Source organism: Streptomyces sp. P6-2-1, assembly GCF_050613165.1.
Taxonomy (GTDB): domain Bacteria; phylum Actinomycetota; class Actinomycetes; order Streptomycetales; family Streptomycetaceae; genus Streptomyces.
In genome coordinates, this window is the sequence record NZ_CP192513.1 from 1,487,182 (window position 1) to 1,512,843 (window position 25,662).

General features: G+C 74.1%; 24 protein-coding genes. 6 read left to right on the forward strand and 18 right to left on the reverse strand.

Annotation, left to right across the window (positions count from 1 at the left end; translation table 11 throughout):
• Positions 1 to 6 precede the first annotated feature (6 nt).
• Together ACQYWQ_RS06565 and ACQYWQ_RS06570 are read right to left on the reverse strand one after the other, a co-directional pair.
• Positions 7 to 330: a (2Fe-2S)-binding protein gene (locus tag ACQYWQ_RS06565; protein ID WP_431032957.1), complete on the reverse strand. Its 324-nt coding sequence runs from the start codon at positions 328 to 330 to the stop codon at positions 7 to 9.
• Positions 331 to 535: 205 nt separating this feature from the next.
• Complete coding sequence (locus ACQYWQ_RS06570) at positions 536 to 1,903, reverse strand: class II 3-deoxy-7-phosphoheptulonate synthase (protein WP_431032958.1); 1,368 nt, start codon at positions 1,901 to 1,903, stop codon at positions 536 to 538.
• A 245-nt stretch (positions 1,904 to 2,148) separates the two neighbouring features.
• Between ACQYWQ_RS06570 and ACQYWQ_RS06575 the strand changes: the two genes are divergently transcribed.
• Positions 2,149 to 4,062, forward strand: coding sequence for an anthranilate synthase family protein (locus tag ACQYWQ_RS06575; protein ID WP_431032959.1), 1,914 nt, complete (start codon positions 2,149 to 2,151; stop codon positions 4,060 to 4,062).
• Here ACQYWQ_RS06575 and ACQYWQ_RS06580 read toward each other — a convergent pair.
• The 4 genes from ACQYWQ_RS06580 to ACQYWQ_RS06595 form a co-directional block, all read right to left on the reverse strand.
• Complete coding sequence (locus ACQYWQ_RS06580; RefSeq protein ID WP_431032960.1) at positions 4,019 to 5,038, reverse strand: 2-hydroxyacid dehydrogenase; 1,020 nt, start codon at positions 5,036 to 5,038, stop codon at positions 4,019 to 4,021. The two genes, ACQYWQ_RS06575 and ACQYWQ_RS06580, sit on opposite strands and share 44 nt — an antisense overlap.
• Before the next feature lie 60 nt (positions 5,039 to 5,098).
• The gene (locus ACQYWQ_RS06585; RefSeq protein WP_431032961.1) at positions 5,099 to 5,785 is read right to left on the reverse strand and encodes a response regulator; all 687 of its coding nucleotides are present in this window, start codon (positions 5,783 to 5,785) and stop codon (positions 5,099 to 5,101) included.
• On the reverse strand, positions 5,782 to 6,981 hold the full coding sequence (macS, locus tag ACQYWQ_RS06590; RefSeq protein WP_431032962.1) for a MacS family sensor histidine kinase: 1,200 nt from the start codon (positions 6,979 to 6,981) through the stop codon (positions 5,782 to 5,784). The genes ACQYWQ_RS06585 and macS overlap by 4 nt, the downstream gene beginning before the upstream one ends.
• A 68-nt stretch (positions 6,982 to 7,049) precedes the next feature.
• Positions 7,050 to 7,769: a lysophospholipid acyltransferase family protein gene (locus ACQYWQ_RS06595; protein ID WP_431032963.1), complete on the reverse strand. Its 720-nt coding sequence runs from the start codon at positions 7,767 to 7,769 to the stop codon at positions 7,050 to 7,052.
• Positions 7,770 to 8,011: 242 nt separating this feature from the next.
• Here ACQYWQ_RS06595 and ACQYWQ_RS06600 point away from each other — a divergent pair, with 242 nt between their 5' ends.
• The gene (locus ACQYWQ_RS06600; protein ID WP_431032964.1) at positions 8,012 to 8,809 is read left to right on the forward strand and encodes an alpha/beta hydrolase; all 798 of its coding nucleotides are present in this window, start codon (positions 8,012 to 8,014) and stop codon (positions 8,807 to 8,809) included.
• Positions 8,766 to 9,374 carry a hypothetical protein gene (locus ACQYWQ_RS06605; protein ID WP_431032965.1) on the forward strand — a complete coding sequence of 203 codons (609 nt, stop codon included), beginning with the start codon at positions 8,766 to 8,768 and terminating at the stop codon, positions 9,372 to 9,374. The genes ACQYWQ_RS06600 and ACQYWQ_RS06605 overlap by 44 nt, the downstream gene beginning before the upstream one ends.
• 103 nt (positions 9,375 to 9,477) lie before the next feature.
• Here the strand turns inward: ACQYWQ_RS06605 and ACQYWQ_RS06610 are convergent, their stop codons facing one another.
• From ACQYWQ_RS06610 to ACQYWQ_RS06635, 6 genes are all read right to left on the reverse strand, one after another.
• Positions 9,478 to 10,230: an endonuclease/exonuclease/phosphatase family protein gene (locus ACQYWQ_RS06610; RefSeq protein ID WP_431032967.1), complete on the reverse strand. Its 753-nt coding sequence runs from the start codon at positions 10,228 to 10,230 to the stop codon at positions 9,478 to 9,480.
• Between the two features lie 115 nt (positions 10,231 to 10,345).
• Positions 10,346 to 11,287 carry an ROK family glucokinase gene (locus ACQYWQ_RS06615; protein ID WP_431032968.1) on the reverse strand — a complete coding sequence of 314 codons (942 nt, stop codon included), beginning with the start codon at positions 11,285 to 11,287 and terminating at the stop codon, positions 10,346 to 10,348.
• A gap of 56 nt (positions 11,288 to 11,343) precedes the next feature.
• The gene (locus tag ACQYWQ_RS06620) at positions 11,344 to 11,811 is read right to left on the reverse strand and encodes a DUF5304 family protein (RefSeq protein WP_431032969.1); all 468 of its coding nucleotides are present in this window, start codon (positions 11,809 to 11,811) and stop codon (positions 11,344 to 11,346) included.
• A gap of 252 nt (positions 11,812 to 12,063) precedes the next feature.
• Positions 12,064 to 13,200, reverse strand: a complete 1,137-nt coding sequence (locus ACQYWQ_RS06625; RefSeq protein ID WP_431032970.1) for an ArsA family ATPase — start codon at positions 13,198 to 13,200, stop codon at positions 12,064 to 12,066.
• A gap of 8 nt (positions 13,201 to 13,208) precedes the next feature.
• Entirely contained in the window at positions 13,209 to 13,664 is a 456-nt protein-coding gene (locus tag ACQYWQ_RS06630; protein WP_431032971.1) for an SRPBCC family protein, read from the reverse strand.
• Between the two features lie 100 nt (positions 13,665 to 13,764).
• Entirely contained in the window at positions 13,765 to 14,535 is a 771-nt protein-coding gene (locus ACQYWQ_RS06635; protein ID WP_431032973.1) for a metallophosphoesterase family protein, read from the reverse strand.
• Between the two features lie 260 nt (positions 14,536 to 14,795).
• Between ACQYWQ_RS06635 and ACQYWQ_RS06640 the strand changes: the two genes are divergently transcribed.
• Positions 14,796 to 16,589 (forward strand): AMP-dependent synthetase/ligase, encoded by a 1,794-nt coding sequence (locus tag ACQYWQ_RS06640; RefSeq protein ID WP_431032974.1) that lies wholly within the window; start codon positions 14,796 to 14,798, stop codon positions 16,587 to 16,589.
• 29 nt (positions 16,590 to 16,618) lie between these two features.
• Here the strand turns inward: ACQYWQ_RS06640 and ACQYWQ_RS06645 are convergent, their stop codons facing one another.
• A complete protein-coding gene (locus ACQYWQ_RS06645; RefSeq protein WP_431032975.1) occupies positions 16,619 to 17,761 on the reverse strand; it encodes a glycosyltransferase family 4 protein in 1,143 nt (380 codons plus the stop codon).
• Positions 17,762 to 17,961: 200 nt separating this feature from the next.
• On the opposite strand from ACQYWQ_RS06645, the gene ACQYWQ_RS06650 reads away from it, so the two are divergent.
• Positions 17,962 to 19,218 (forward strand): glycosyltransferase 87 family protein, encoded by a 1,257-nt coding sequence (locus ACQYWQ_RS06650; protein ID WP_431032976.1) that lies wholly within the window; start codon positions 17,962 to 17,964, stop codon positions 19,216 to 19,218.
• Between the two features lie 48 nt (positions 19,219 to 19,266).
• Here the strand turns inward: ACQYWQ_RS06650 and ACQYWQ_RS06655 are convergent, their stop codons facing one another.
• The 5 genes from ACQYWQ_RS06655 to ACQYWQ_RS06675 all read right to left on the reverse strand — a co-directional run bounded on the left by ACQYWQ_RS06655 (position 19,267) and on the right by ACQYWQ_RS06675 (position 25,120).
• Positions 19,267 to 20,508 (reverse strand): hypothetical protein, encoded by a 1,242-nt coding sequence (locus ACQYWQ_RS06655; protein ID WP_431032977.1) that lies wholly within the window; start codon positions 20,506 to 20,508, stop codon positions 19,267 to 19,269.
• Between the two features lie 89 nt (positions 20,509 to 20,597).
• A complete protein-coding gene (locus ACQYWQ_RS06660; RefSeq protein WP_431032978.1) occupies positions 20,598 to 21,665 on the reverse strand; it encodes an NlpC/P60 family protein in 1,068 nt (355 codons plus the stop codon).
• 346 nt (positions 21,666 to 22,011) lie between these two features.
• Entirely contained in the window at positions 22,012 to 23,058 is a 1,047-nt protein-coding gene (locus ACQYWQ_RS06665) for an NlpC/P60 family protein (RefSeq protein WP_431032979.1), read from the reverse strand.
• 328 nt (positions 23,059 to 23,386) lie between these two features.
• The gene (locus ACQYWQ_RS06670) at positions 23,387 to 24,847 is read right to left on the reverse strand and encodes an NYN domain-containing protein (RefSeq protein ID WP_431032981.1); all 1,461 of its coding nucleotides are present in this window, start codon (positions 24,845 to 24,847) and stop codon (positions 23,387 to 23,389) included.
• Between the two features lie 33 nt (positions 24,848 to 24,880).
• Positions 24,881 to 25,120 (reverse strand): hypothetical protein, encoded by a 240-nt coding sequence (locus ACQYWQ_RS06675; protein WP_007828133.1) that lies wholly within the window; start codon positions 25,118 to 25,120, stop codon positions 24,881 to 24,883.
• A gap of 211 nt (positions 25,121 to 25,331) precedes the next feature.
• Here ACQYWQ_RS06675 and ACQYWQ_RS06680 point away from each other — a divergent pair, with 211 nt between their 5' ends.
• Entirely contained in the window at positions 25,332 to 25,613 is a 282-nt protein-coding gene (locus tag ACQYWQ_RS06680) for an Lrp/AsnC family transcriptional regulator (RefSeq protein ID WP_431032982.1), read from the forward strand.
• The last annotated feature ends 49 nt before the right edge of the window (positions 25,614 to 25,662 follow it).

Consider the following 25,662-nt stretch of genomic DNA (forward strand, 5'->3'; position numbering starts at 1 on the left):
GAGGACTCAGGCGGCGTCGTCGAGGCGCGCGCCCTGTGCCGGGAGCCGCGGCAGCGGCGCGGGAGCCTGTGCGAGCGGTACGGGGAGCCGCGCCGGTGCGGGGGCGGTCCGCGTGTCCGGCACGGGCAGGAACACCGGCTCGTCGCGGTCGGCGGCCTCCCTGCGCGGGCAGGCGCCGCGGCCGAGGAGGGCCTGGATGCGGCGGACGCACCCGCCGCAGTCAGTCCCCGCCTTGCAGGCGGAGGCGATCTTGCGGGGCGTGACGGCCCCGCTCTCCGCGTGCGCGCGCACGTCCGCCTCCGTGATGCCGAAGCACGAGCACACGTACACGCGGGTCACCTCCTGCCGAAAACCGCCGGACCGTCCGGGCCGGGTGCCTCCCTGGTCGGGGGACCTACCCACCCGCCCTGCTGAGGCAAACCTAACCTAACCCTGCCGGAGCCCGGCGAGGAACCCCGGATACGCCGATGGGGCACGGATCACAGGCGATCCGTGCCCCACGCGTGTTCCGGCGGCGGCCGCCGGTCCTGTCACCTCACTGCGAGCGGTACATCTCCGCGACGAGGAAGGCGAGGTCGAGCGACTGGCTGCGGTTCAGGCGGGGGTCGCAGGCGGTCTCGTAGCGCTGGTGGAGGTCGTCGACGAAGATCTCGTCGCCGCCGCCCACGCACTCCGTGACGTCGTCGCCCGTCAGCTCCACGTGGATGCCGCCCGGGTGGGTGCCCAGCTCCTTGTGGACCTCGAAGAAGCCCTTGACCTCGTCGAGCACGTCGTCGAAGCGGCGGGTCTTGTGGCCCGAAGCCGCCTCGAAGGTGTTGCCGTGCATGGGGTCGGTGACCCAGGCGACGGTGGCGCCCGAGGCGGTGACCTTCTCGACGAGCGTCGGGAGCTTGTCGCGGATCTTGTCCGCGCCCATGCGCACGACGAAGGTCAGGCGGCCCGGCTCGCGCTCGGGGTCGAGGCGCTCGATGTACTGGAGCGCCTCCTCCGGGGTCGTCGTCGGGCCGAGCTTGACGCCGATGGGGTTGCGGATCTTCGAGGCGAACTCGATGTGCGCGCCGTCGAGCTGGCGGGTGCGCTCACCGATCCACACCATGTGCGCCGAGACGTCGTAGAGCCGCCCGGTGCGCGAGTCGACGCGGGTGAGCGCCGACTCGTAGTCCATGAGCAGCGCCTCGTGCGAGGAGTAGAACTCGACGGTGCGGAACTCCTCCGGGTCGGTCCCGCAGGCCCGCATGAAGTTCAGCGCGTTGTCGATCTCGCGGGCGAGCTGCTCGTAGCGCTGGCCCGAGGCCGAGGTGCGCACGAAGTCCTGGTTCCAGGCGTGCACCTGGCGCAGGTCCGCGTAGCCGCCGGTGGTGAAGGCGCGCACGAGGTTCAGCGTGGAGGCCGAGTGGTGGTACATGCGGCGCAGGCGGTCCGGGTCGGGGACGCGGGCGGCCTCCGTGAAGTCGAAGCCGTTGACGGAGTCGCCCCGGTAGGTGGGGAGCGTCACGCCGTCGCGGGTCTCGGTGTCCTTCGAGCGGGGCTTGGAGTACTGGCCCGCGATCCTGCCGACCTTCACGACGGGCACGGAGGCCGCGTAGGTGAGGACGGCGCCCATCTGGAGGATCGTCTTGAGCTTGGCGCGGATGTGCTCGGCGGTCACGGCGTCGAAGGACTCGGCGCAGTCGCCGCCCTGGAGGAGGAACGCCTCGCCGCGGGCGACGGCTCCCATCCGGGTGCGCAGCTCGTCGCACTCGCCGGCGAAGACGAGCGGGGGATACGACTCAAGGTCCGCGACGACTTCGCGCAGGGCCTCGGCATCGGGGTACGTAGGCTGCTGCGCCGCGGGCAGGTCTCGCCAGCTCGCCTTGGTGGCGAGGGCGTCAATATCAGCGTTCACGGTCACACGGGCCACCATACGGGGTCCTTATGCGCGACCGACGGGGGCGGCCGAGGTGTGAGACAACGGTTCCGTCGTCTGGACGCGCGCCGTTTTTCCGGTACCCTCCCCCTCATGTTCGCGACTCTTTCCATGTGGTGGTGGTCCGCTCCCTAGCGGTCCATCTCTGTCGCGTACGTCGCGAGAAGGCCGCCCGAGGGCGGCCTTCGGTGTTTCCGGGGCCGGGCCCTCAGCGGCTCCCGTCCTCCCCCGGAAGGAACCCGATGTCCACCACAGCCCAGGTGCTCGCACGTCTCGCCTCGCCCTCGGCCCCGCCCTTCGCGCTGCTGCGGCGCCGTACACCGGGGCAGTCGCAGGACACCGTCGAGGTACTGCTCGGACAGGTGCGCGAGGTGGCACGGCTCGCGGACATCCCTGACGAGGACGCCGCGCACCCGGTCCTCGCTCTCGTGCCGTTCGGGCAGATCAGGGAGCGCGGCTTCACGGTGCGCGAGGACGGGACGCCGCTCGCGGTGCTCGTCGCCGAGGAGACGCACCGGCTGCCGCTCGACGAGGTGCGGGAGCTGCTTCCCGCGAACCGCCCTGCGATCGTCGACCACGGCTTCGACCAGGACGACGCGGCGTACGCGGCGACCGTCGGGCGGGTGCTGCGGGACGAGATCGGCGCGGGCGAGGGCGCGAACTTCGTGGTGCGCCGTACGTACCGGGCCGAGATCCCCGGCTTCGCCCGCCGTGACGCGCTCGCGCTGTTCCGGCGGCTGCTCGTGGGCGAGCGGGGCGCGTACTGGACCTTCGTCGTGCACACCGGGGAGCGCACGCTGGTCGGCGCGAGCCCCGAGGTGCACGTGCGGATGACGGGCGGGACGGTCGTCATGAACCCGATCAGCGGCACGTACCGCTATCCGGCGGGCGGCCCGGACGCGGAGGGCCTGCTGCGTTTCCTCGCGGACGCGAAGGAGACCGAGGAGCTGTCGATGGTCGTCGACGAGGAGCTGAAGATGATGGCGACCGTCGGCGACCTCGGCGGGGTCGTCGTCGGGCCCCGCCTCAAGGAGATGGCCCACCTCGCGCACACCGAGTACGAGTTGCGCGGGCGCTCGACGCTGGACGCGCGCGAGGTGCTGCGCGAGACGATGTTCGCCGCGACGGTGACGGGCTCCCCCGTGCAGAACGCCTGCCGGGTCATCGCGCGCCACGAGCCGGACGGGCGCGGCTACTACGCGGGCGCCCTCGCGCTCATCGGGCGCGACGCGTCGGGCGCGCAGACGCTCGACTCGCCGATCCTGATCCGTACCGCCGACATCGACGCGGCGGGCCGGCTGCGTGTGGGCGTCGGCGCGACGCTCGTGCGCGGCTCGGAGCCGTACGGCGAGGTCGCCGAGACGCACGCGAAGGCCGCGGGGGTGCTGACGGCGCTCGGGGTACGGGACGCGGCGGCGCGGCGGCCGGGGGCGGCGCCCGCCCGGCTCGCGGACGACCCGCGGGTGCGGGCCGCGCTCGACGGGCGCCGCGCGGGGCTCGCGCCGTTCTGGCTGCGGCTGCGCGAGGCGCGGAGCGGGGAGCCGCGGGCGCGGGTGCTCGTCGTCGACGCCGAGGACACGTTCACGGCGATGCTCGCGCACGTGCTGCGCGCGACGGGCTGCGAGGTGACCGTACGGCGGCACGACGAGCCGGGCCTGCGCGAGGCGGCGCTCGCCCACCGGGGCCCGGTCGTGCTCGGTCCCGGGCCCGGCGACCCCGCCGACCACGACGACCCGCGGATGCGCCGCCTCGGCGCCCTCGCGGACGCGCTGCTCGCCGGGCACCGGCACGGCGTGCTCGGCGTGTGCCTGGGCCACGAGCTGCTCGCGGAGCGCCTCGGCCTCCGTATCGTCCGCAAGGAGGTCCCCCACCAGGGCGCACAGACGGAGATCGACCTCTTCGGGCGCCGCGAGACGGTCGGCTTCTACAACAGCTTCGTCGCCCACTGCGACGACGAGGCGGCGGCGGAACTCGCGGCCCACGGCATCGAGGTGAGCCGCGACACCGCGAACGGCGAGGTGCACGCGCTGCGCGGCCCGGGCTTCGCCTCGGTGCAGTTCCACCCGGAGTCCGTGCTGAGCCTGGACGGGGTGACTGTGGTGCGGGAGCTGGTCAGCCGGATTCTGGTCCCCGCGCCTGGGCGCGCGGCACGATGACGTTCGGTGTGCGCCGCCCCGCCACCCAGTCCCGCACGTTCTCCAGGGTCGTGGCGATGATCTGCCCCACGGCCTCCTCGGTGTAGTACGCCTGGTGCGAGGTGACGATGACGTGCGGGAACGTCATGAGACGGGCCAGCACGTCGTCGTCCACGCCCTCCAGGGACTTGTCGAGGAAGAACAGCCCGCTCTCCGCCTCGTACACGTCGAGCCCGACCCCGGAGAAACGTCCCTTGCGCAGCTCGCCGACGAGCGCCTCCGTGTCGACGAGCCCGCCCCTGCTGGAGTTGACGAGGAGCGCGTCGTCCTTCATGAGGCGGAGGGCCGCCGCGTCGATGAGGTGCGCGGTGGTGGGCAGGAGCGGCACATGGAGGCTGATGAGGTCGGACTCGCGCAGGAGACGTTCGCGGTCCACGTACTCCATGCCGAGGGCCAGGCAGTCCGGGTTCTCGTGGACGTCCCAGCCGAGCAGCCGCATCCCGAATCCGCGCGCGATCGTCGCGAAGGCGGCACCGATCCTGCCGGTCCCGATGACGCCCGCGGTGCGGCCGTGGAGATCGCGGCCCATGAGGCCCTGGAGTCGGAAGTCGAAGTCGCGGGTACGGGTCGACGCGCGGACCAGGTTCCGGTTGACCGTCAGGGCGAGGGACCAGGCGAACTCGGCGACGGAGTACGGGGAGTAGGTGGAGACGCGGTAGACGGTGAGGCCGAGGCGTTCGGCGACGTCGAGGTCGATGTTGTTGAAGCCGGTGGAGCGCTGGGCGATCATCTGCGTGCCGCCGACGGCGAGGGTCTGGAGCGTGGCGGCCCCGAGGTCGGCGTTGACGCTCGTCGAGATGACCTCGTACCCGTGCGCGATGGCGGCCGTGTCGGGCGTGAGGAACACCTCGACGCAACGCACGTCGAAGTGCCCGGCGAACGCGGCCTCCAGCAGGGGTCGTTCGTCGGGTTGCACCCCGAAGGCGAGAATCTCCACGTCAGCTCCCTGCGTCGGACGGTCGGGCCACGGTGCCGGGCGCGCGTTCCCAGGGGGCCGTCAGGCCGGGTCGTCCAGCCCCTGCTCGATCGCGTACCGCACCAGCTCCACGCGGTTGTGGAGCTGCAACTTGCCCAGCGTGTTCTGCACATGGTTCTGCACGGTGCGGTGCGAGATGACGAGCCGCTCCGCGATCTGCTTGTAGCTCAACCCCTTCGCCACGAGCCGCAGCACCTCCGTCTCGCGGTCGGTGAGCCGCGGCGTCTCGGGACGCGTGCCGGAGGAGGCGCGGGCGGGTGCGGGCTCGGCGGCGAGCCTGCGGTACTCGCCGAGGACGAGACCGGCGAGCCCGGGCGTGAAGACCGCGTCGCCGACGGCCGTACGGCGCACCGCGTCGATCAGTTCCTCCGTGCTCGCCGACTTCACGAGGTAGCCCGTGGCCCCGGACTTCACGGCCTCCAGCACGTCCGCGTGCTCGCCGGACGCCGAGAGCACCAGGACGTGCAGTCCAGGCCGTTCCCTCACGAGCCGCTTGCAGACCTCGACGCCGGGCAGCCCCGGCAGGTTGAGGTCCAGGACGAGGACGTCGGGGCGCGCGGCGGTCGCGCGCCGTACGGCCTGCGGGCCGTCCCCCGCGGTCGCGACGATCTCGAAACCGGCCGCCTCCAGGTCCCTGGCGACGGCGTCCCGCCACATCGGGTGGTCGTCGACGACCATGACCCGGGCGGTCTGTGCGGGCGCGTTCATCGGGCGCTGTCCTTCCTGTCGTCCGTCTTCTCGCGGGGGCGCGGCAGGCGCAGTTCGACCTCCGTGCCCTGGCCGGGAACCGAGAACAGCGCCGCGCTGCCGCCGAGGTCGGCGAGGCGGCCCCTGATCGACTGCGCGACGCCGAGGCGGCCCTGTTCGGCGGCCTCGGCGAGGCGCCCTTCGGGGATGCCGGGCCCGTCGTCCCGCACCGTCACGAGCACCGCGTCCGTCTCGTCCTCGACGAGCAGCCAGGCCCGCGCCTGTTCGCCCGCGTGCCGGGCGACGTTGTCGAGCGCCGCGGCGACGGCTGCGCTCAGCTCACGGGCGGCGTGCGCGGGCAGCGGTACGGGGGTGCCGGGGCCGGCCAGGCTCGTACGGGCGCCCGCGAGCGGGGCGAGGAGCGTCATGAGGTCGAGCGGGGCGCCGGGGGTCTCGGGGCGCGCGGCCGCGGGCGGGGGGCCGCCGCGTACGAGCGCGCGCAGGGCCGTCTCCTGCTCCCCGGCGAGCCTGCCCAGCTCCGCCGCCTCGCCGCCGAGCGCGGTGCCGCGCCGCTGCACCATCGCGAGGACCTGGAGCACGCCGTCGTGGATGTCGCGGGCGAGGCGTTCGCGCTCGCGGGTCGCCGATTCGATCTCCAGGGCGCGGGCGAGGGTGCGTTCGGAGGCGCGGGCGACCTCGACGACGTAGCCGATGGCGATGGCGGCGATGCAGACGAGAAGCACGTTGTGCAGGGTGCTCCGGCTCGGCGCGCCGCGCTGCGCGACGTTCGCGACGCCGACGAGCACGGAGGTGGCGGCCGCCGGGCGCCAGCCGCCCTTGAGCGCCCAGGCGAGTACCGCGCCCGCCGTCCATATGGAGGGCAGCGTGGGGACGCCGCTCGCGACGCGCGCGGCGCCGTCGGCGAGGGGCGTCAGGAGGATGCCGGTGAGGGCGATGAGGAGGTCGGCGACGAGGAAGGGGCGCGTGCAGCGGGCGTCGCCGCGCACGCGGGGCAGGGTCAGGAGCGTCCAGGGCAGGAGGACGGCGTAGAAGGCCCAGGCGACGGCGGGGCGGGCGAAGTGCTCGCGTTCGGCGAGGAAGAGACCGAAGGCGTAGCAGGCGGTGAGGAGGCGGTAGGCGGTGAGGGCCTGCCACAGGGGACGCTCGACGAGCCGCGCCGCTTCGGGCGGGGCGGGGCGGTGCGTGGTCGTGCCCATGTGCCGTGTCCCCCATTCCTCGGCCGGCCCAGGACAGGGCCCGAGGGGCACCCTATGCGGGAAGGCGCTCAGGCCGCCTTCGCGGCCTCGGCCTTCGCCTTGGCCGCCTCCGCCAGTTGGCGCTTCGCCGCGGTCGCGTAGATGTCCACGTACTCCTGCCCGGAGAGCCTCATGATCTCGTACATGACCTCGTCGGTGAGGGCGCGCAGGATGAAGCGGTCGCCCTCCATGCCCTCGTAGCGGCTGAAGTCGAGCGGCTTGCCGATGCGGATGCCGGGGCGCATGAGTTTGGGCACCGCCTTGCCGGGGGGCTGGATCTTCTCGGTGTCGATCATGGCGACGGGGATGACGGGGGCGCCGCTGCCGAGCGCGACGCGGGCGAGGCCGCCGGGCTTGCCGCGGTAGAGGCGGCCGTCGGGGGAACGGGTGCCCTCGGGGTAGATGCCGAAGAGTTCGCCGCGCGCGAGGACGTCGATGCCGCTCCTGATCGCCGCCTCACCGGCCCCGCGCCCGCCGGAGCGGTCCACGGGGAGCTGCCCGACCCCCTTGAAGAAGGCTGCCGTCAGCCTGCCCTTGACCCCGGGCGTGGTGAAGTACTCGGCCTTCGCGATGAACGTCACCCGGCGTTCCAGGACGGCGGGCAGGAAGAAGGAGTCGGAGAAGGAGAGGTGGTTGCTCGCGAGGATCGCCGGGCCTTCGGCGGGGATGTTCTCCATGCCCTCGACCCACGGCCGGAACGCCACCTTGAGCGAGGCACCCAAGGAGTGCTTCATCGCGTTGTAGATCACCGCTCCGCCTTCCGTCCTCCGTCTTGGCCGACCATACCGGCCCGGGCCCTCGCACGGCCGTTCCCGGCCGCCCAGGACCCTGGTCGGTGTCGGTCCGGTCGCGTACGGTGAAATACGCCGCGACACCGTACTGTGCCTGTTCCCCCGGGCGTGAGGGTCATGTACGGCCCCCCGCGTGTCCGGCCGTCGCGCCCGCCGCTCCACCCGTACGTCACCTGTCCGTCCCACCGAAGGAGCCCGTCGTGCCGGTCATCGCCGGAGCCGAGCCCTACCGCCACGAGGGCGGTGCCACCGGAGTCCTGTTGTGCCACGGCTTCACGGGGAGCCCGCAGTCGCTGCGGCCCTGGGCCGCGTACCTGGCGGCGCGCGGGCTGAGCGTGTCGCTGCCGCTGCTGCCCGGGCACGGGACGCGCTGGCAGGACCTCCAGGTCACGGGCTGGCAGGACTGGTACGCGGAGGTGGACAGGGCCTTCGCCGAGTTGCGCGAGCGGTGCGCGACGGTGTTCGTGGCGGGATTGTCGATGGGCGGGGCGCTCGCACTGCGGCTCGCGGAGCTGCACGGGGACGCGGTCGCGGGTCTCGTCCTGGTGAACCCGGCGCTCAAGGTGCACGGTCTCGCGGCGCACGCGCTCCCCGTGGCCCGGCACCTCCTGCCCTCGACGAAGGGGATCGTGAGCGACATCGCGAAGGAGGGCGTCGAGGAGACCGGCTACCCGCGGGTCCCGCTGCACGCCGCGCACTCCTTGCGGCGCTTCTTCCGGATCGTGGACCGCGACCTGCCGCGCGTCTCGCAGCCGCTGCTCCTCCTGCACAGCGCCACCGACCACGTCGTGCCGCCCGCCGACGCGGCGCGCGTGCTCGCCCGGGTCTCCTCGGCGGACACCGGCGAGCTGGTCCTGGAACACAGTCACCATGTCGCGACGTTGGACAACGACGCGGACCGGATCTTCGCGGAGAGCGAGTCCTTCGTGGCCCGGATCGCCCCCGAGTACGCCCATGTCGGCCTTGTCGGCCAGGAAGGGACGGCCAGCGGTGGCTGAGAACGGCGCGGAGCGCGAGGAGAGCAGGGAGCCGGAGGAGAGCGGCGTGCCCCCGCTCGACGAGGAGGCCGCGTGGGCGGCGATCGTCGCGGGGTACGGCGAGGAGCCGGACGACCCGCCGGGCACGAAGCCCTTCAAATCGGTCGAGGACCTGGCGGGCCTGGAGGCGCGTTCGAAGAACGAGCGGACCTCGCGGGAACCGGACGCCGGGGAGCCGGACGAGAAGCCGGCGCTCGGCGGCTCCGTCGCCTTCGCGCCGGGCGTCAGGAGCGTCCCGCCCCCTGGCCCCCGCGACCACAGCCTCGCGGACGAGGACGAAGGCCACTTCGTCCCGCCGGACCCCGAACTCCCCGAGTCCGACGTGACCTCGAAGTTCGCCTGGCTCGCGGTGATCGGCGGCCCGGTCCTGACCCTCCTGGCCGTCCTCCTCGACTGGGACATGACCTGGTGGCTCGCGACCCTGTGCATCGGCGGCTTCGTGGGCGGCTTCGTCACACTGGTCATCCGCATGGGCACGGGCGACGACGAGGACGAGGAGGACCCGGGGCGGGGCGCGGTGGTGTGACCGGGTCCAGCCCCTCCGGGGCACCTCCCGGCCGAAGGCCGGGGCGGACCGGGGAGCGGGGTCGTGGGCGGGGCCGCGCGAGGCCCCGCCCCGGCGAGGGCGACTACCCCTCGGCGGGCAGCCGCAGCACGGCGAGCACCGGCAAGTGGTCGGAAGCGGCCCGTACGTCGGCGCCCTCCAGTGTCGGCACCCCGCACCCCAGCACCTCGACCCCCTCGCTCACGAACAGCGCGTCGATCCGCTGGTACGGGTTCTCGGCGGTGGAGGTGAACTCGCCGCCCCAGGGCCGGACCTCCCACGCGTCGCGCAGCCGCCCCGCCACGTGCCGGAAGGCTTTCCCCTTCGGCCCCTCGTTGAGGTCGCCCCCGACGAGGACGTGCGCGGCCCCCAGCCGTTCCGCCCGCTCGGTCAACAGCCGGGCCTGCGCGAGCCGTTCGTCCTTCGCCAGACTCAGGTGGCAGCTCACCACGCCGAGCCGCGCGGCGCCGAACCGTACGACGGCCGTCGAGAAGCCGCGCCGGTGCAGGCCGGGCGTGAGAGGCAGCAGGACGTCCTCGGTGCGCTCGACGGTCGCGCGCAGCGAGCAGAGCAGGGCGGGCCCCGCGGCGGTCGCGCCGCCCGCGAGGGTGACGAGCCCGGCCGAGCGGGCGAGGCGGGAGAGGGCCTTGCGCCAGCGGAAGAAGCGCGGGGCCTCCTGGATCAGGACGAGGTCGGGCTCGCAGGCGCGGATGACACGGCCGAGCGCGGCGGTGTCGTCGCGCATCGAGCGGATGTTGTAGCTGAGGACCCGTACGACGGCCGAGCCGTCCTCCTCGGTACGGGAAGCGGGCAGGTGCTGCGGCGCGGCGGTGCTCATGGCGCCCAAGCTAACCCCTGGCCCTCACCTCATGATCACGGACCCCGGACACACGGGTGCCGCCCCGCTGCGAGCGGGGCGGCACCTTGTGAACAGGCCCTTGCGACAGGGGCGTTCAGCCCTGACGGGCGAGGTCGGCGGCGCCGACGAGTCCTGCCTTGTTGCCGAGCTGGGCGGCAAGCACCTGGGCGTGCGGGCGCCAGGCGCCGCCGATGAGCCAGCGCCGGAAGGAGCGGCGGATCGGGTCGAGCACGAGGTCGCCCTCGTCCGACACGCCGCCGCCGACGATGAAGGCGGAGGGGTCGAAGAGCGAGGCGAGGTCGGCGAGTCCTGCCCCGGCCCAGCGGGCCAGTTCGCGGAAGGAGTCGACGGCGACCGGGTCGCCCCGGCGGGCGGCCTGGCTGATGTGCTTGCCCTCGATGCCGTCCGCGGTGCCGTCGCCGAAGCCGAGGAGGATCTCGGCGTTCTCCGGGGTCGCGTTGGCGCGCTGCTTGGCGTAGCGGACGAGGGCGCGTCCGGAGGCGTACTGCTCCCAGCAGCCCTGGCTGCCGCAGCCGCACAGGAGGCCGTCGGGGACGACCCGGATGTGGCCGAACTCGGCGGCGACGCCGAAGCGGCCGCGCCGGAGCTTGTTGCCGATGATGATGCCGCCGCCGAGCCCTGTGCCGAGGGTGATGCAGATGACGTCCTCGTGCCCCTGGCCCGCGCCGAAGCGGTACTCGCCCCAGGCGGCGGCGTTCGCGTCGTTCTCGACGACCACGGGGAGGCCGACGCGCTTCTCGACCTTGTCCTTGAGCGGTTCGTGCCGCCAGTCGATATTGGGTGCGAAGAGGACGGTGGCCCGCTTGTCGTCCACGTATCCGGCCGCGCCGATGCCCACGGCCTCGATGTCGTGTCCCTTGCTGGCCCCGGCGACCGCGCTGGAGATCGCGTCGACGATGGCCTCGGCGGTGGGCGGCGTGGGCACGGTGAACGTGGAGAGGATCGTGCCCTCCTCGTCCACCACTCCAGCCGCGATCTTGGTACCGCCGATGTCGACGCCGATGGTGAGTCCCATGTGTCCCTCAGTTTTCGGTCGAGCCCCGCTGAGGCTCAACCTTACGCGAGGGCCTGTCAGTCGAGATCGATGCGCTCCCCCCGGCCGCCCTCCCCCTCCTCGGGCGGGGGCTTGCGCAGGGGATCGCCCGCGGGGCCCTGGGAGGGCTTCTCGCGGGTCCAGCGCGCTTCCTGCCCCGTGACGGCCGAGCGGTAGGCGGCGAGGAGTTCGGAGCCGGCCGCGGCGAGGTGGTCGAGCACCTCGGGATTGCGGGCGATGACGGGCTCGACGAAGGAGCGCGCCTGCCCGACGACGTGGCGCACGGCCTCGCCCTGGAGGGGCCCCGCGGCGCGCGAGGTCAGGCCGGTCAGCTTCTCGGCGAGCGTGTCGGCGAGGCGCAGCAGCTCCTCGGCGGCGGAACCGGTCTCGGCCCGCCCCTCGCGGGCACGGCGCTCGCGCTCGGCGGCGAGGTCCTCGGCGCAGGCTTCGGACCAGGCGTCGCCCGCGGCGTCCTCGGGCGGCTGGGACGGATTCGCTTCGCTCATGGCGGACTCCTGGGGCACGGGTGTGTCTTCGACGGTACCGGACCGGCCCCGCCGGGCAACGGGCCCCGGGGCACCCTCCCGCGGAAAGCCCCGCCGCCGCCCCGCCCGACGCACTGCCCCGATACCCGCCCGACGCACTGCCCCGACGCCCCGCCCCGACGCCTGCCCGCGCCCCCAGGCCCCGGCACCGGCACCGGCACCCGCACCGGCACCGGCCCGTCACCCCCACCGGCCCCCGCCCCTTCCTCCCGCTCAGCCCTCCGGCCACAGCCCCGGCGTCGGCCGGAACCTGACCCGCAGCGCGCCCTCGCGCAGGGCCGCGCCCGTGACGTCGCAGCGGCGCAGGGCCGAGGGGAGGGGGCGGGTGCGGCGGAAGGGGCCCGCGGTGACGGCGAGTTCGTCCTCGAAGCGGTAGAGGTCGAGTTCGGCGCGCTCCGCTCCGGGCAGGGGCACGTGCCACTCGATGAGGCCCGTCTTCGCGCGCAGGTCGTGGAGGGTCCACTCCGGCGCGGGTACCGGGGCGCCCGGCAGCGGGGCGCCGAGCGCTTCGAGGTCGGCGGGCCCGGCCGGTTCGGCGCCGAGGTGCGGGAGCGGGTGCGCGTCCTCGTACGTCCTGAGGGCCGCGTGCTGGGCCGCCGCGCCGAAGGCCCCTTCGGGCAGGACGCGGTTGGCGAGCGGGCGGTCGAGCGCGACGCCGTACAGCGCGGCGGCGACACGGGTCAGGCGGAGCGCCTCCGTACCCGCGCGGCCGGGTTCCACGACGGGCAGCAGGCTCGTGCCGGGGCCGGTCAGGCGCGCCTCGCTCGCGGCGAGCGCGGCCTCGGCGCGCGCGGCGGCCTCGTACCACTCCTCGCCGGGCAGCGGGACGCCCGCGAGCCTGCCGAGTACGGGCCGCAGGGCGCGCGCCGCCTGGCGCTGCCGGGGCAGGAGCCGGTCGAGGTAGCGGCGCAGGAGCGCGGGCGCGGCGAGGAGGGCGAGTCCCTCGGTGCCCGCGGGAAGGTCCACGACGACGAGGCCGTAGGCGTCGCTCGCGTGCCGGTGGAGCGCGGTGAGGAGGGCGTACGGGGCGAGCCCGGGCGGGGGCGCGAGTTCGCCGTCCTCCAGGGGGGCGGCGCCGAGCAGTCCGAGGAGGGCGCCCGCGCGGTCCTGGAGGCCGCGCACCCCGCCCCGGAAGGCGGCGGCGGGGTCGGCGGCGACGACGTGCAGCCCCGGGGCGGCTTCGGTGGGCTCGGTGGGCTCGGTGGCGGAGGGGAGGCCGAGCGGGGCCGGGCCCCGGCCCTGGGTGAGGAGGAGGGTGGGCGTTCCGGCGCGGGCCGCGGTGAGCGCGGTGGCGGCGGCGAGTGTGGTGCGTCCGGCCCCGCCGGGTCCGGTGACGAGGACGGTACGCACGGAGGGGATCAGCCCTCGGTGGCGGGCGCCGTGCCCGATTCGACGCGCTTCTTCAGCCCCGCGAGGGCGCGGTCGATGATGACCTTCTCGGCCTTGCGCTTGATCATGCCGAGCATGGGGATCTTGACATCCACGGTGAGCTGGTAGGTCACCTCGGTCGCCGCGCCCGTGGCGCGCAGCCGGTAGGAGCCGTCGAGGGAGCGCAGCATCTGGGACTTGACGAGGGTCCAGGTGACCTCGTCGGGGCTCACCCACGTGTAGGCGAGGGTCTGGTCGTCCTTGATGGCGCCCGCGTCCATGACGAGGCGGACCTGCTCGGCGCGGCCCTCGGTGTCGCTCGCGAGCACCTCGGCCTCCTTGACCTCGCCGGTCCAGTCGGGGTAGCGGGCGAAGTCGGCGATCACACCCATGACCGTGGCCGGAGCGGCCTCGATGGTGATGCTTGAGCTGGTGTGTTCGGCCATCGCCGTGACTCCTCCGTGCTGCCGGGTGGCGGGGACGCGGTGCGGGGCCCGCGCGGGCAAGGCTACCGCTCCCCGGCACGCGCCTCGTCAGGGCCCGTACTCACCACGTGAGGGCCCAGGGACGGCCGGTTGACGCGAAGTGACCGACGTTCACGCACTCGGTCGCGCCGATCCTCGCCCGGGGCACGAGCGGCTGGTGGACGTGGCCGAAGAGGTGGTAGCGGGGGCGGGTGCGGCGGATCGCCGCGAGGAGGGCGCCGCTGCCGCGCTCGAAGCGGCGGGCGACGGTGTCGTAGCAGAGTTCGGGCACCTCGGGCGGGATGTGGGTGCACAGCACGTCGACCTCGCCGAGCTGTTCGACGAGGGCCGCGTACTCCTCCTCGTCGCGCTCGTACGGGGTGCGCATCGGGGTGCGCAGTCCGCCGCCGACGAAGCCGAAGACGCGCCCGCCGATCTCGGCGCGCTGCCCGTCCAGGACGGTGACCCCGGGGTGCGCGTACTCGGGCCACAGGTGCGGGAGGTCGACGTTGCCGAAGGTCGCGTACGTGGGCGTGGGCATCGCGGCGAACAGGCGCGCGTACTGGCGGCGCGTGGCGCGCTCGATGGCGGGTCCCGGCTCCTCGCCGAGCGCCTCCCACAGGGAGCGGCCGAAGGCGTGCGCCTCGGGGAAGCGGCGCGCGGTGCGCAGTTCGACGATCTTGTCGGCGGCCTCGGTGCCGAAGAGGTCGGGGAAGATGCCGTGCGAGTGGTCGGCGTAGTCGAGGAACATGACGAGGTCCCCGAGGCAGACGAGCGCGTCCGCCCCTTCCCCGGCGTGCGCGAGATCCCGCGCGTTCCCGTGCACGTCACTCACCACATGAACCCGCGTCATGCGTTCAGCCTAGTACTCCCCCGGCGGCACGGCCCTCACCTGCGGTTACTCCCCAAAGTCCCCCACAGGGGACTACCCTGCCCGCAAGCCCCACCGAGGGAGTGTGACGGAGTGAACATCTCTCCGGACCCCCCTATCGGAACCGCTTACCGGTGGGTAACGTCCGGGCAGTCCGTCCTGCCCCCTGCCGGGGGCACCCGCACCGTCGCGGCGCACACGCACTCCACGTGATGGCCACCGGTGCCCTACGAGGAGCAGCTTTGCGCGAGTTCAGCCTTCCGGCCCTGTACGAGGTCCCCGCGGGCGGCAACCTGGCCGACATCGTCCGCCGCAACGCCGCGCGGCACCCGGACGTGGCGGTGCTCGGCCGCAAGGTCGACGGGGTGTGGCGCGACGTGACGGCGACGACGTTCCTCGCCGAGGTCAGCGCCGTGGCCAGGGGCCTCATCGCCTCGGGCGTCGGCCCGGGCGACCGCGTCGGCCTCATGTCCCGTACCCGCTACGAGTGGACGCTCGTCGACTTCGCCATCTGGATGGCCGGAGCGGTCACCGTGCCCGTCTACGAGACCAGCTCCGAGGAGCAGGTGCGGTGGATTCTCGGCGACTCGGGCGCGGTCGCGTGCCTCGTGGAGAGCGCGGAGCACGCCAGGACGGTCGAGGCGGTACGGACCGGGCTGCCGGAGCTGAAGCAGGTGTGGCGCCTCGACGAGGACGCGATCGGCGCGCTGGGCGCGGCGGGCTCGGACGTACCCGACGGCGTGCTCGACGAGCGGGCGGCCGCGGTCGGCGCGGACGACCCGGCGACGATCGTCTACACCTCGGGCACGACGGGCCGCCCCAAGGGCTGCGTCCTCACGCACCGCAATTTCTTCGCCGAGTGCGGGAACGTCGTGGAGCGCCTCAAGCCGCTCTTCCGCACCGGCGAGTGCTCCGTGCTGCTCTTCCTGCCGGTCGCGCACGTCTTCGGGCGGCTCGTGGAGGTCGCGGCGCTCATGGCGCCGATCAAGCTCGGGCACGCGCCCGACATCAAGCACCTGACCGAGGAGCTGAGCGCCTTCCGGCCGACGATGGTCCTCGGCGTCCCGCGCGTCTTCGAGAAGGTCTACAACGCGGCGCGCGCGCAGGCGCAGGCGGGCGGCAAGGGCCGAATCTTCGACCGCGCCGCCGACACGGCGATCGCGTACAGCCGCGCGCTCGACACGCCGCAGGGCGCCTCGCTCGGGCTGCGACTGCGGCACAAGCTCTTCGACAGGCTCGTGTACGCGAAGCTGCGTGCCGTGCTCGGCGGGCGCGGCGAGTACGCGATCTCGGGCGGCGCGCCGCTCGGTGAGCGGCTCGGGCACTTCTTCCGCGGCATCGGCTTCACGGTCCTGGAGGGGTACGGGCTCACCGAGTCCTGCGCGGCGACGGCCTTCAACCCCTGGGACCGGCAGAAGATCGGCACGGTGGGGCAGCCGCTGCCCGGCTCGGTGGTACGGATCGCCGACGACGGCGAGGTCCTGCTCCACGGCGAGCACCTGTTCACGCGGTACTGGAACAACGAGGCCGCGACCGCCGAGGCGCTCGCTGACGGCTGGTTCCACACCGGGGACCTCGGGACGCTCGACGCGGACGGCTACCTCGCGATCACGGGCCGCAAGAAGGAGATCATCGTGACGGCGGGCGGCAAGAACGTCGCCCCCGCCGTCATCGAGGACCGCATCAGGGGCAACGCGCTCGTCGCCGAGTGCATGGTCGTCGGCGACGGCCGTCCCTTCGTCGGCGCGCTCCTCACGCTCGACGAGGAGTTCCTCGTCCACTGGGCGAAGGACCACGGCAGGCCCACGGCGACGGTCGCCGCGCTGCGCGAGGACCCGGAGTTGCTCGCCACGCTCCAGGAGGCCGTGGACGAGGGCAACCTCGCGGTCTCGAAGGCCGAGTCGGTCCGCAAGTTCCGTGTCCTGGACACCCAGTTCACCGAGGAGTCCGGCCACCTGACCCCGTCGCTCAAGCTCAAGCGCTCGGTCGTCACGAAGGACTACGCGGAAGAGATCGAGGCCCTGTACCGGAAGTGAGGCGGCGGGGGCGGACGCCCGCCGCCCCCTCACAGCAGCTCCTTCAGCCTCTCCGCGAGGAGGTCCCAGCGCCACTTCTCCTCCACCCACGCCCGCCCCGCGGCCCCCATCCGCTCGCGCAGCGCCCCGTCCCCGAGCAGCGTGACGATCCGCTCCGCGGTCTGCGCGACGCTCTCGCCCCGCACCACGTACCCCGTCTCACCCTCCTTGACGGCGTCCGGCGCGCCCCCAGAGTCCCCCGCGACGACGGGGAGCCCGGTCGCCGACGCCTCCAGGTACACGATCCCGAGCCCCTCGACGTCGAGCCCCCCGCGCCGCGTCCGGCACGGCATCGCGAAGACGTCCCCCGCGCCGTAGTGCGCGGGCAGTTCGGACCACGGGACGCCGCCCGTGAACCGTACGGAGCCGGCGACCCCGGTCTCGCGCGCGAGGCGCCGCAGGTCGTCCCCGTACGGCCCCTCCCCGACGATCAGGAGCACGGCGTCGGGCTGCGCGCGCAGCACGGCGGGCCAGGCCCGGATGAGCGTGTCCTGCCCCTTGCGCCGCACGAGCCGCGAGACGCACACGACGACGGGCCGGTCCGCGAGCCCCATCGCGGCGCGCAGCGCGGGCCCTCCCGAGCCGGGGTGGAAGACCTTCTCGTCGACGCCCGGCGGCAGTTGGACCATGCGGGCGGCGGCCTCGGGGGTGAGTGCGCGGGCGATCCGCGCGCGCGTGTAGGCGCCGAGGTACGTGAGCGTGTCGGTGCCCTCGCCGATCCGCCGCAGCAGCTCACGGGCCCCGGGAAGCTGCGCCCAGCCCGCCTCGTGCCCGTGCGTCGTGCCGACGAGCCGCGTGGCCCCGGCGGCGCGCAGCGCGGGGGCCATGAGGCCGAGCGGGGCGGCGGCCCCGAACCACACCGAGGTCGCCTCGTACCGCTTCAGGAGCAGCCTGGCGCGCGCGGTGGTGCGCGGCGTGGGGAGCAGCATCGTGGTCTGGTCGCGGTGCACGCGGAAGGGCTGCTCGGCGTCGAAGGCGGCCGTGGCCTCGCGGCCCTCGTGGCTCCGTTTCCACGTCGACGCGTAGACGACGAAGCGCTCGGGGTCGAGGCGGAGCGCCATGTTGTGCAGGAACGACTGGATGCCGCCGGGGCGTGGCGGGAAGTCGTTGGTGACGATCAAGGTCCTGTCCATCGCCGCCGACAGTACCGGTCACCGGGGGCGCGGGCCGAAAGGTACGGCCGCTCGGCGGGCGAACCGGGACACAGCGCCCGGGGCGATGGCCCGCGGCAGGCGGGGCAGGCATCATGACCCGGACTCCGGGCCCGAAGGCACACCCGGACCCGGGGCCCCGAAGGCGCGGGCGACGCGACGAGACGAGAGCGGGACGGTACGTGAGCGAACGGACTGGGCGGGCGACGTGGACGCGGACGGCGGGCGCGCTCGCGGTGTGGGCGGCGACGCGGGCGCTGCTCCTGCTCTCCGTGCTCAAGGTGATCGTGCCCCCGGGGCTCGACGTGACGGGCGATGTCTCGGTCACGTACCAGAACTGGGCGAACGTCCTGTCGGGCGGCGCCTTCCCCGAGCACGACGTGACGTGGCAGTACCCGCCGGGCGCCGCGCTCGCGATCCTCGCGCCGAAGCTGCTGCCGTTCTGGCCGTACGCGACGGCGTTCTTCGTCCTCGCGCTCGTGTGCGACGCGCTCGTGACGGCGCTGCTCCTGTACGCGGTCCGGGCGCGGGGGCGCCGCTGGGCGGGCGTGTGGGTGTGGGTCGTGGGTGTGCCGCTGCTCGGGCCGACGGTCTACGCGCGCTACGACGTCATGGTCACGGCGCTCGCGGTCGCGGCGCTGCTCGTGGGGACGCGCCGGGCGCGGCGCTTCGGTGCGCTGGCGGCGCTCGGTGCCGTCGTCAAGGGCTGGCCCGTGCTGCTGCTCGCCGGGACGCCGCGCGGGCGCGAGACGCGCCGCTCGTGGACGAGCGCGGCCGTCACGGGGCTCGTACTGCTCGCCGCCTTCGGACTCACGATGCCGGGCAGCCTCTCGTTCCTCACCGCGCAGCGCGACAGGGGCACGGAGGTCGAGTCGCTCGGCGCGCTCGTGTTCCACTTCGCGCGGCGCTTCGGCTGGGAGGGGCGCGTCGAGTTCCACTACGGCTCGATGGAGTTCCTCGGTACGGGTGTGCCGCTCGTGTCGACGCTCGCGCAGGTGCTCAGTGTGCTGGCGCTCGGCTGGCTCGTGCTGTGGCGCGTGCGGGCGCGGGTGTGGGGCGAGGCGACGTTCGCCGACGCGGCGTTCACGGCGCTGCTGCTCTTCACGACGACGAGCCGGGTCATCAGCCCGCAGTACCTGGTGTGGCTGCTCGGGCTCGGCGCGGTGTGCCTGCTGTACCGGGGCGGGCGGATGACGCTCCCCGTCGTGCTCACGGTGCTCGCCTCGTTCGTGACGTGGCTGGAGTTCCCCGTGTACTTCGGGGACGTCGTCGGCTCGACGCCGTTCGGCACGGGGCTGCTCGTCGTGCGCAACGGGCTGCTCGTGGCGGCGACGGTGCTGGCCTGCCGGGCGCTGTGGCGCGAGACGGTACGGGGGCGTGCGCGGGCCGGGAGCGCGGAGCGCGAGCGCGTGCCGGGGTGGGCCACGACGGACGCCTAGGACGGACGTCCTGGGGCCCGCCGGTCCGCGGGTCGTGGCGGGCTCCCGCTAGGCGAGCTGTTCCTTCACGTACCCGGTCCATCTCCCGACGAGTTCCCGTTCGCTCACCCCGAGCACCTTCCGCGCGGCGGCAGCGACGGCGCCGTCCTCGCTCCTGTGCTTGCCCACCGCCCGGTAGAAGTCGCGGAGTTTCGGCTCGCCCCACTGCTCGGCGATCATCCGGCAGGCGAGCCAGCCGCCCTCGTAGGCCCGGGCGAGCCGGTCCGGGTCCCCGGCGAAGGCGAAGTCGGCGTCGGTGGGCAGCGCGGTGGGCGCCTCGCCCTCGCGGACCCTCTCGGCGAGTTCGGGGGCGACCTGGCGCGGGGTGCGGCCGCTGCCGTGGTAGCCGGCCCAGTCGGCGAAGCCCTCCGAGAGCCACAGCGGGGTCGCCGCGCTCGTGGCGGAGCGGGTCGCGACGTGCGTGGCCTCGTGGATGAGCACGAAGCGCTTGCCGAAGGCGCCGAGTTCCTCGTACGCCTCGGGGTTGACGGTGACGCGGTCGGCGGGGACGTGCGCCGCGGAGCCGAGTTCGCCCGTCGTGACGGCGGCGATGCCCCGGTAGTCGGCGGGTTTCTCGCCGAGCAGGGCCGCCATGCGGTCGAGCGAGGCGGGAAGGAGCACGATGAGCCGCCCCGGCCACCGCTCGGGCCACACGCGGCGCACGGCGGGCACCGCGTCGTCGGCGAGCCCCGCGACGTCGGCGAGCTTCGCGCGCGCCTGGCCGACGCCGAGCACGAGCGAGTCAGCGCCGCGCACGACGGTCATCCTGCCCTGCTCCCACAGCTGTTGCGGGGCCCCGGGCGCGGGCTTGTCCGCGCTCACGTACCACCGGCCGTCGACGCGGCGCAGCGTGAGGGCGCGCGGCGCGGTGACGGACGCGCTGTCGTAGCCCTTGACGCGGTACGAGAGCGTCGCGCGGACCGCCGCGTGGTCGCCCTCGGGCCTGACGGAGGTGACGCGGTAGCTCCAAGCGCTGGGCGCGAGCGCGTCGAGGTTGGCGAAGACGGTCCGCGCGCGCTCGCGCGCCGTGCCGGGGGCCGCGGTCGCGAGCCAGTCGGCGCGGTCGCCCTCCCGCACCGCGTCGCCGCGCGCGGCGAGCACGGCCCGCACCCGCGTGCCGGTGTCGCCCCCGCTCTCGTCCCCGCCTCCGGCGCAGCCGCTGAGCAGCAGCAGGACGGCGAGCGCGGCGGCGCGCCCGGAGCGGGGGCGGGCGCGTCCTGGGCGGGGGTACGGGGGTCGGCTTCGGGCCACGCGGCGAGCATACGGCGGCGCCCCGCCGCTCCCCCGGCGGCCCCGCCCCACGTCCCCCCGGGGGCCGGCATGTGCGTCCTGCCGGGTGCTCAGGGCCGGGTCACCGCGTGGATCGGGAGCATGTGGACGGACTCGTAGCGCACGGCGGCGCCCGGGTGCGGGGCGTGGATGACCTGGCCGCCGCCGACGTACATGCCGACGTGGCTCGCGTCCGAGCGGAAGGTGACGAGGTCCCCGGGGCGCGCCTGCGAGAGCGGCACCCGCTGCCCCGCGCCCGCCTGGGCCTGCGAGGTACGGGGCAGCCCGACCCCGGCCTGCCCCCAGGCCCACTGCATGAGCCCCGAGCAGTCGAAGGACCCCGGCCCCGAAGCGCCCCACACGTAGGGGCGTCCGAGCGCGGAGCGGGCCGCGGCGACGGCCGCCGCCGCCCGCCCGGAGACCGCGGCGGTGCCGGGCGGCAGCCCGGCGCCCGCGCCCCGCGCGGCCCGCGTGTGCGTCGCGCCCACGAGGGCACCCGCCCCGGGGCCGACGCTGTCCCGTACCGCCGCGCGCTCCTCGGCGGGCAGCGCGTTGAGCAGCCGGCGTGCCGCGGCGAGCTTCGCCTCGACGGTGCGCTTGTGCCGGGACACGTCCTTGCGGGTGCGCTCCAGGCGGCGCAGCGCCTGCCGCGCCTCGATACGGTCCTGGGCGAGTTCGCGCTGGGCGCCGACGAGGCGGCCGAGTGCGGCGGCGCGCTGGGCGCCGACCTGGTCGAGGAGCGCCGCGTGGCTGAGGTAGCGGTCCGGGTGAGAGGTGAGCAGCAGGGCGAGCGTGGGGTCGATGCCCCCCGAGCGGTACTGCGCGGCGGCGAGCGAACCGACGGCGCCACGCATCGTGTTGACGCGTTCCTGGGCGCGCGCGACGGCGTCGGTGGAGCGGCGCACGGTGGCCCGGAGCTTGTCGGCGCGCTCGTCGGACTTGTTGTACGCCTCGGTGGCACGCTCCGCCTGGGCGTAGAGCGAGTCGAGCCCCGCCGCGATCTCCCGCGGATCGGGATGCGGGGCGGCCTCGGCCGGGGCGACGCCCGGTACCGCGGCGAACGCGGCCGCTGCGGCCGCGGTGAGCACCGCGCCGCGCGCGGTGCGCCCGGTGGAGAGGGAACGGCGGTGAGTCGCCACGGCGTTCGCTGACCTTTCGCTGGGGCACGGGCGCGGGGCCGGTGCGTCGAGGCGGGTACCGGCGGCGGCGCGCGCCGGGCCTGGACCCGGCCGCTGTGCCGGAACGCGCGCCGACAGTAGCCCCACGCCGGGGCGGGCTCCAACGACCGACGGGCGGACGCTTTGGGTGAGTTCGCCCGCCTTCTGCCGCCCCCACGCAGGTCACAGCGGGTCCCCGGGGTCAGCACGGCGGCGCGGGATTCCCCCGATCGGGCGGGTGTGGCGCGGCCGGTACGGGACACGACGGAGCCCCGGGAAGCGGGTGCTTCCCGGGGCTCCGGTGAACGCCGTTACGGCCGCGGGGGGTTCAGACGCGCACGCCGAACTGGAAGGGCATGTTGCCGATCGACTCGTAGCGCACGACGGTGCCGGTGCGCGGGGCGTGCAGCACCTGGCCGTTGCCCGCGTAGAGACCGATGTGGTGCAGGTCGCCGTAGAAGAGCACGAGGTCGCCGACCTGGAGCTGGCTCTGCGAGTAGATGCGCGTCCCGGCGTTCGCCTGCGCCTGCGAGGTACGCGGGAGTGAGACCCCGGCCTGCCGGTAGGCCCAGGAGGTGAGGCCGGAGCAGTCGTAGGAGCTGGGGCCCGTGGCGCCGAAGACGTACGGCTTGCCGAGCTGCGTCTGGGCGGCCGAGAACGCCGCGCCCGCCATGCCCGAGCCCTTGCCGGGGTTGGCCACGGTGCCGGGCGCCGAGGTGAGCGCGGTGCGCTCGCTGGCGCGGTTGGCGCGGTCCTGCTCCGCCTGGAGCGCGGCCTTCTCCGCGGCCGTCATCGAGTTGAGGAGCCGCTGGGCCTCGGCGAGCTTCGCCTTGACCTCGCTCTTCTTCTTGCCCAGCTCCTTGCGCGTGTCGGCGAGGTCGGCGAGCTTGTCGGCGGCCTCCTTGCGCTCCTGGGCGAGCTTGCGCTGCTTGGCCTGGATCTGCTTGAGCTGCTGCGTCTGCTGCGCGCTCAGCTGGTCGAGGGCCCCGGCCTGCTGGAGGAAGGAGTCCGGGTCGGCGGAGAGGAAGAGCTGCACGGAGGGGTCGATGCCGCCGGAACGGTACTGGGCGGCCGCGACCGCGCCGAGCGACTTGCGCTGCTCGTTCAGCTCGTCCTGGCCGCGCGCCACCTTGTCCTGGATGGCGTCGACCTCCTTCTCCAGCTTCTTCTGCTTCTCGGTTGCCCCGTTGAGCTTCTCGGTCGCCTGCTCCGCTTCGTCGTAGAGCTTGTCGACCTTCGACTTCACCTCGGACTTGGTGGGCTTGGGATCTGCGTGCGCGGCCTGCGAAGTGAGGGCCACGGCAGCAGCGGCGGTCGCGGTGAGCACGGTCACGCGGGCGCGGCTCGGCTGCTTCGGTCGACGGTGGGACGCCACGAAGGCGAGCTCCTTCTTCCTCCAGCCGCCTACCGATCCACCGGTGGGCGGTGCCCTCTCACCGCCACCCCGGATGGGTGATCAACCGAGCGAGAGTTCGGGCCGACAGTAGTGACCTTCTTGTGATCAGTTCAAATCCTCACCGGTAAAAACCTGCGACTCGCGGGTTTCTTTACCCACAAGCCACCTGCGGTGACGAAGAACTGACCCAGCGTCGCGCCCCAAGCCACACGAAGCACACCAGATAACGCGTCGGTCACAGATCATACGAACCAAGCCGCAACAGCCATACCGGGCACATGTGTTCCCCGCGTCCCACGGACCGCTCTCAGGCCCGCGACAACCGCCGCAGCAGCATCACGCTCGGCACCGGGCGCGCCCCCGCCTTGGCGATCCCGTCAGCGACTTCCTTGTCCGTCGAGACCACGACCACCGGCCGCCCGGGCGGCTCGGCCCGCACGAGCTGCCGGATCAGCTCGTCGGCCGTCACCCCCGCCTTGCTGAACAGCACCCGCACCCCGCGCGGCGGCGCGAGCAGCACGGGCGCGGCCAGCTCGGCCCCGTCGAAGACGCACGTCACCTCGGCGCCGCTCTGCGCGGCGAGCTGCGAGAGCCCGCCGAGCAGCCGCAAGCGCTGCTTCTCCAGGGGCATCGTCGGATAACCGGTCTTCGTGACGTTGTACCCGTCCACGACGAGATGCGCCTGCGGCAGCGCGAGCAACTGGTCCAGGATCGCCGGGTCGTCCTCGGCGAGCGCACGGGCCGCGATGTCCTTCGGGCTGAACACCGCGGGCTCCCGCGCGTCCACGGTCTCGGCGGGCCGTACGGAGACGGGCGGCAGCGCCAGTTCGCGGCGCAGCCCCTGCGCCGCGTCGAGCACCGTGTCGAGCAGCAGCCGCAAGCGCATGTCCTCCACGCTGCGCCCCTCGCGCGTCGCCTTACGGCTCGCCTCAAGGGCCGCCTCGACCTCGCCGAGCCGTGCCCGCACCCGCCGCGTCTCGCTCTCGGCGGCGCTCAACTGCGCCTGAAGCTCGGCACGCTGGGCCTCGGCACGCTCCTGCTCCTTGCGCAGGGCCGCCTCGCCCCGCTTGATGTCGCTCTGCGCGGCCCGCAGCTTGCGCCGCACCGCGTCGGCCTCGCGGCGCAGCGCCTCGGCCTCGCCGCGCAGGCGCTCGCTGTCCGCGCGCCCGCGCTCGCGCGCCTCGTCGCGCTCGGCGCGCAGCCGGGCCAGCTCCTCCCTGGCCGCCTCGTCCATCCGCTCGGCCCCGGCCCGCTCGGCCTCCTCACCGGCGGCGGCCACGAGCTTGAGCCAGCCGGGGGGCCGCAGCAGGTACGCGGCGGCGGCGACGTCCACCGGATCGGCGGCGGGGGGCGGGGTGCCCCCGCTCAGCGCCGTGCACAGCTCGGGCTGCGCGGCGCGCAACTGCTCGGCCACCCGGGCCCGGAAGGCGGGGTCGTTCTCGACCGCGGCGGCCATCGCGTTGCCCGCGTACTTGAGCCGCCTGCTCGGCGTGAACCGCGCGTACTGACGCAGCTGGGCCGGGAGTTCGCCGACGGTGAGGCCGCCGAAACCGCTCGCCACGTACCGTACGACGCGATGCCTGACCCCTTCGGGCAGCGGCCCTTCGAGCGCCTCGGCGTCCCGGCGCGCGCCGTGCTCCCGGCCCTCGGGCGCCCGGGCACCCTCGTCCGCCGCGTGCCCGGCGTCCTCGCGGGCGCCGCCCGCGTGCGCGTCCCGCTCCGCGCCGTGGGGCGCACCGGCGGGCTCGGCGTTCGCTTCCTCCACCATGTCCTCACCCCACTCGCTCGTGCGGGCCTGCGCTCAGGCGGCCGGCCCCGGCCTGTCCACCAGTTCGATCTGGTCCACCGCGTTGCACCAGCGGCAGCGGACCGAGTCGATCGTCTCACTCACCACTTCGCGCTCCTCGACGTTCGGTTTCCCCGCGAGGTCGAGGTGGACGTACTCGACGACCTTCGACGACCGGCTCACGTCGAACCTGGTGAGGTTGCCGCACAGCGTGCAGCGCCAGCGCGTGGTCTCCGTCGGCAGGGGAACGGTCATCGTCTGCGTCGCTTCCTTCTCGTGCTCGCGTGCCGCGTGCGCGTGCGTGCGGTACGTGGGCGGTGCGGTACGTGGGCAGTGCGGTACAGGGCTGTGCGGCCGGATCGCTTGTGTTGCCCGTAACCCTACGGCCTGTGGGCGGGACCGCGCGGCGGGGACGGAGGCCCGGACTACAGTGGGCCCACCAGGACAGTGAAGGGGACCAACAGCCGTGATCACCGCGATCGTGCTCATCAAGACCAGCGTCGACCGAATCCCGGAGATCGCCGAGTCCATCGCCGCGCTGGACAGCGTGAGCGAGGTCTTCTCGGTCACCGGCTCCTACGACCTCATCGCGATGGTCCGGGTGAGCCGCCACGAGGACCTCGCCGAGATCATCCCGAACCGGATCAGCAAGATCCCCGGCGTCGCGGCGACCGATACGCACGTGGCCTTCCGCACGTACTCGCAGCACGACCTGGAGGCGGCCTTCGCGATCGGCCTCGACTCCTGAGGCACGCTTCCCCGGAGGTACGAGGGAGGGGCGCCGGTCCGAGGACCGG

Bases quoted from the DNA above. Each gene is read 5' to 3' on its own strand.
- ACQYWQ_RS06670 (WP_431032981.1), bottom strand. From the start codon at position 24,847: ATGGTGGAGGAAGCGAACGCCGAGCCCGCCGGTGCGCCCCACGGCGCG.
- ACQYWQ_RS06585 (WP_431032961.1), bottom strand. From the start codon at position 5,785: ATGAACGCGCCCGCACAGACCGCCCGGGTCATGGTCGTCGACGACCAC.
- ACQYWQ_RS06615 (WP_431032968.1), bottom strand. From the start codon at position 11,287: ATGGGACTCACCATCGGCGTCGACATCGGCGGTACCAAGATCGCGGCT.
- ACQYWQ_RS06570 (WP_431032958.1), bottom strand. From the start codon at position 1,903: ATGGTGGCCCGTGTGACCGTGAACGCTGATATTGACGCCCTCGCCACC.
- ACQYWQ_RS06575 (WP_431032959.1), top strand. From the start codon at position 2,149: ATGTCCACCACAGCCCAGGTGCTCGCACGTCTCGCCTCGCCCTCGGCC.
- ACQYWQ_RS06605 (WP_431032965.1), top strand. From the start codon at position 8,766: ATGTCGGCCTTGTCGGCCAGGAAGGGACGGCCAGCGGTGGCTGAGAAC.
- macS (WP_431032962.1), bottom strand. From the start codon at position 6,981: ATGGGCACGACCACGCACCGCCCCGCCCCGCCCGAAGCGGCGCGGCTC.
- ACQYWQ_RS06630 (WP_431032971.1), bottom strand. From the start codon at position 13,664: ATGGCCGAACACACCAGCTCAAGCATCACCATCGAGGCCGCTCCGGCC.
- ACQYWQ_RS06645 (WP_431032975.1), bottom strand. From the start codon at position 17,761: ATGGACAGGACCTTGATCGTCACCAACGACTTCCCGCCACGCCCCGGC.
- ACQYWQ_RS06675 (WP_007828133.1), bottom strand. From the start codon at position 25,120: ATGACCGTTCCCCTGCCGACGGAGACCACGCGCTGGCGCTGCACGCTG.
- ACQYWQ_RS06635 (WP_431032973.1), bottom strand. From the start codon at position 14,535: ATGACGCGGGTTCATGTGGTGAGTGACGTGCACGGGAACGCGCGGGAT.
- ACQYWQ_RS06620 (WP_431032969.1), bottom strand. From the start codon at position 11,811: ATGAGCGAAGCGAATCCGTCCCAGCCGCCCGAGGACGCCGCGGGCGAC.
- ACQYWQ_RS06610 (WP_431032967.1), bottom strand. From the start codon at position 10,230: ATGAGCACCGCCGCGCCGCAGCACCTGCCCGCTTCCCGTACCGAGGAG.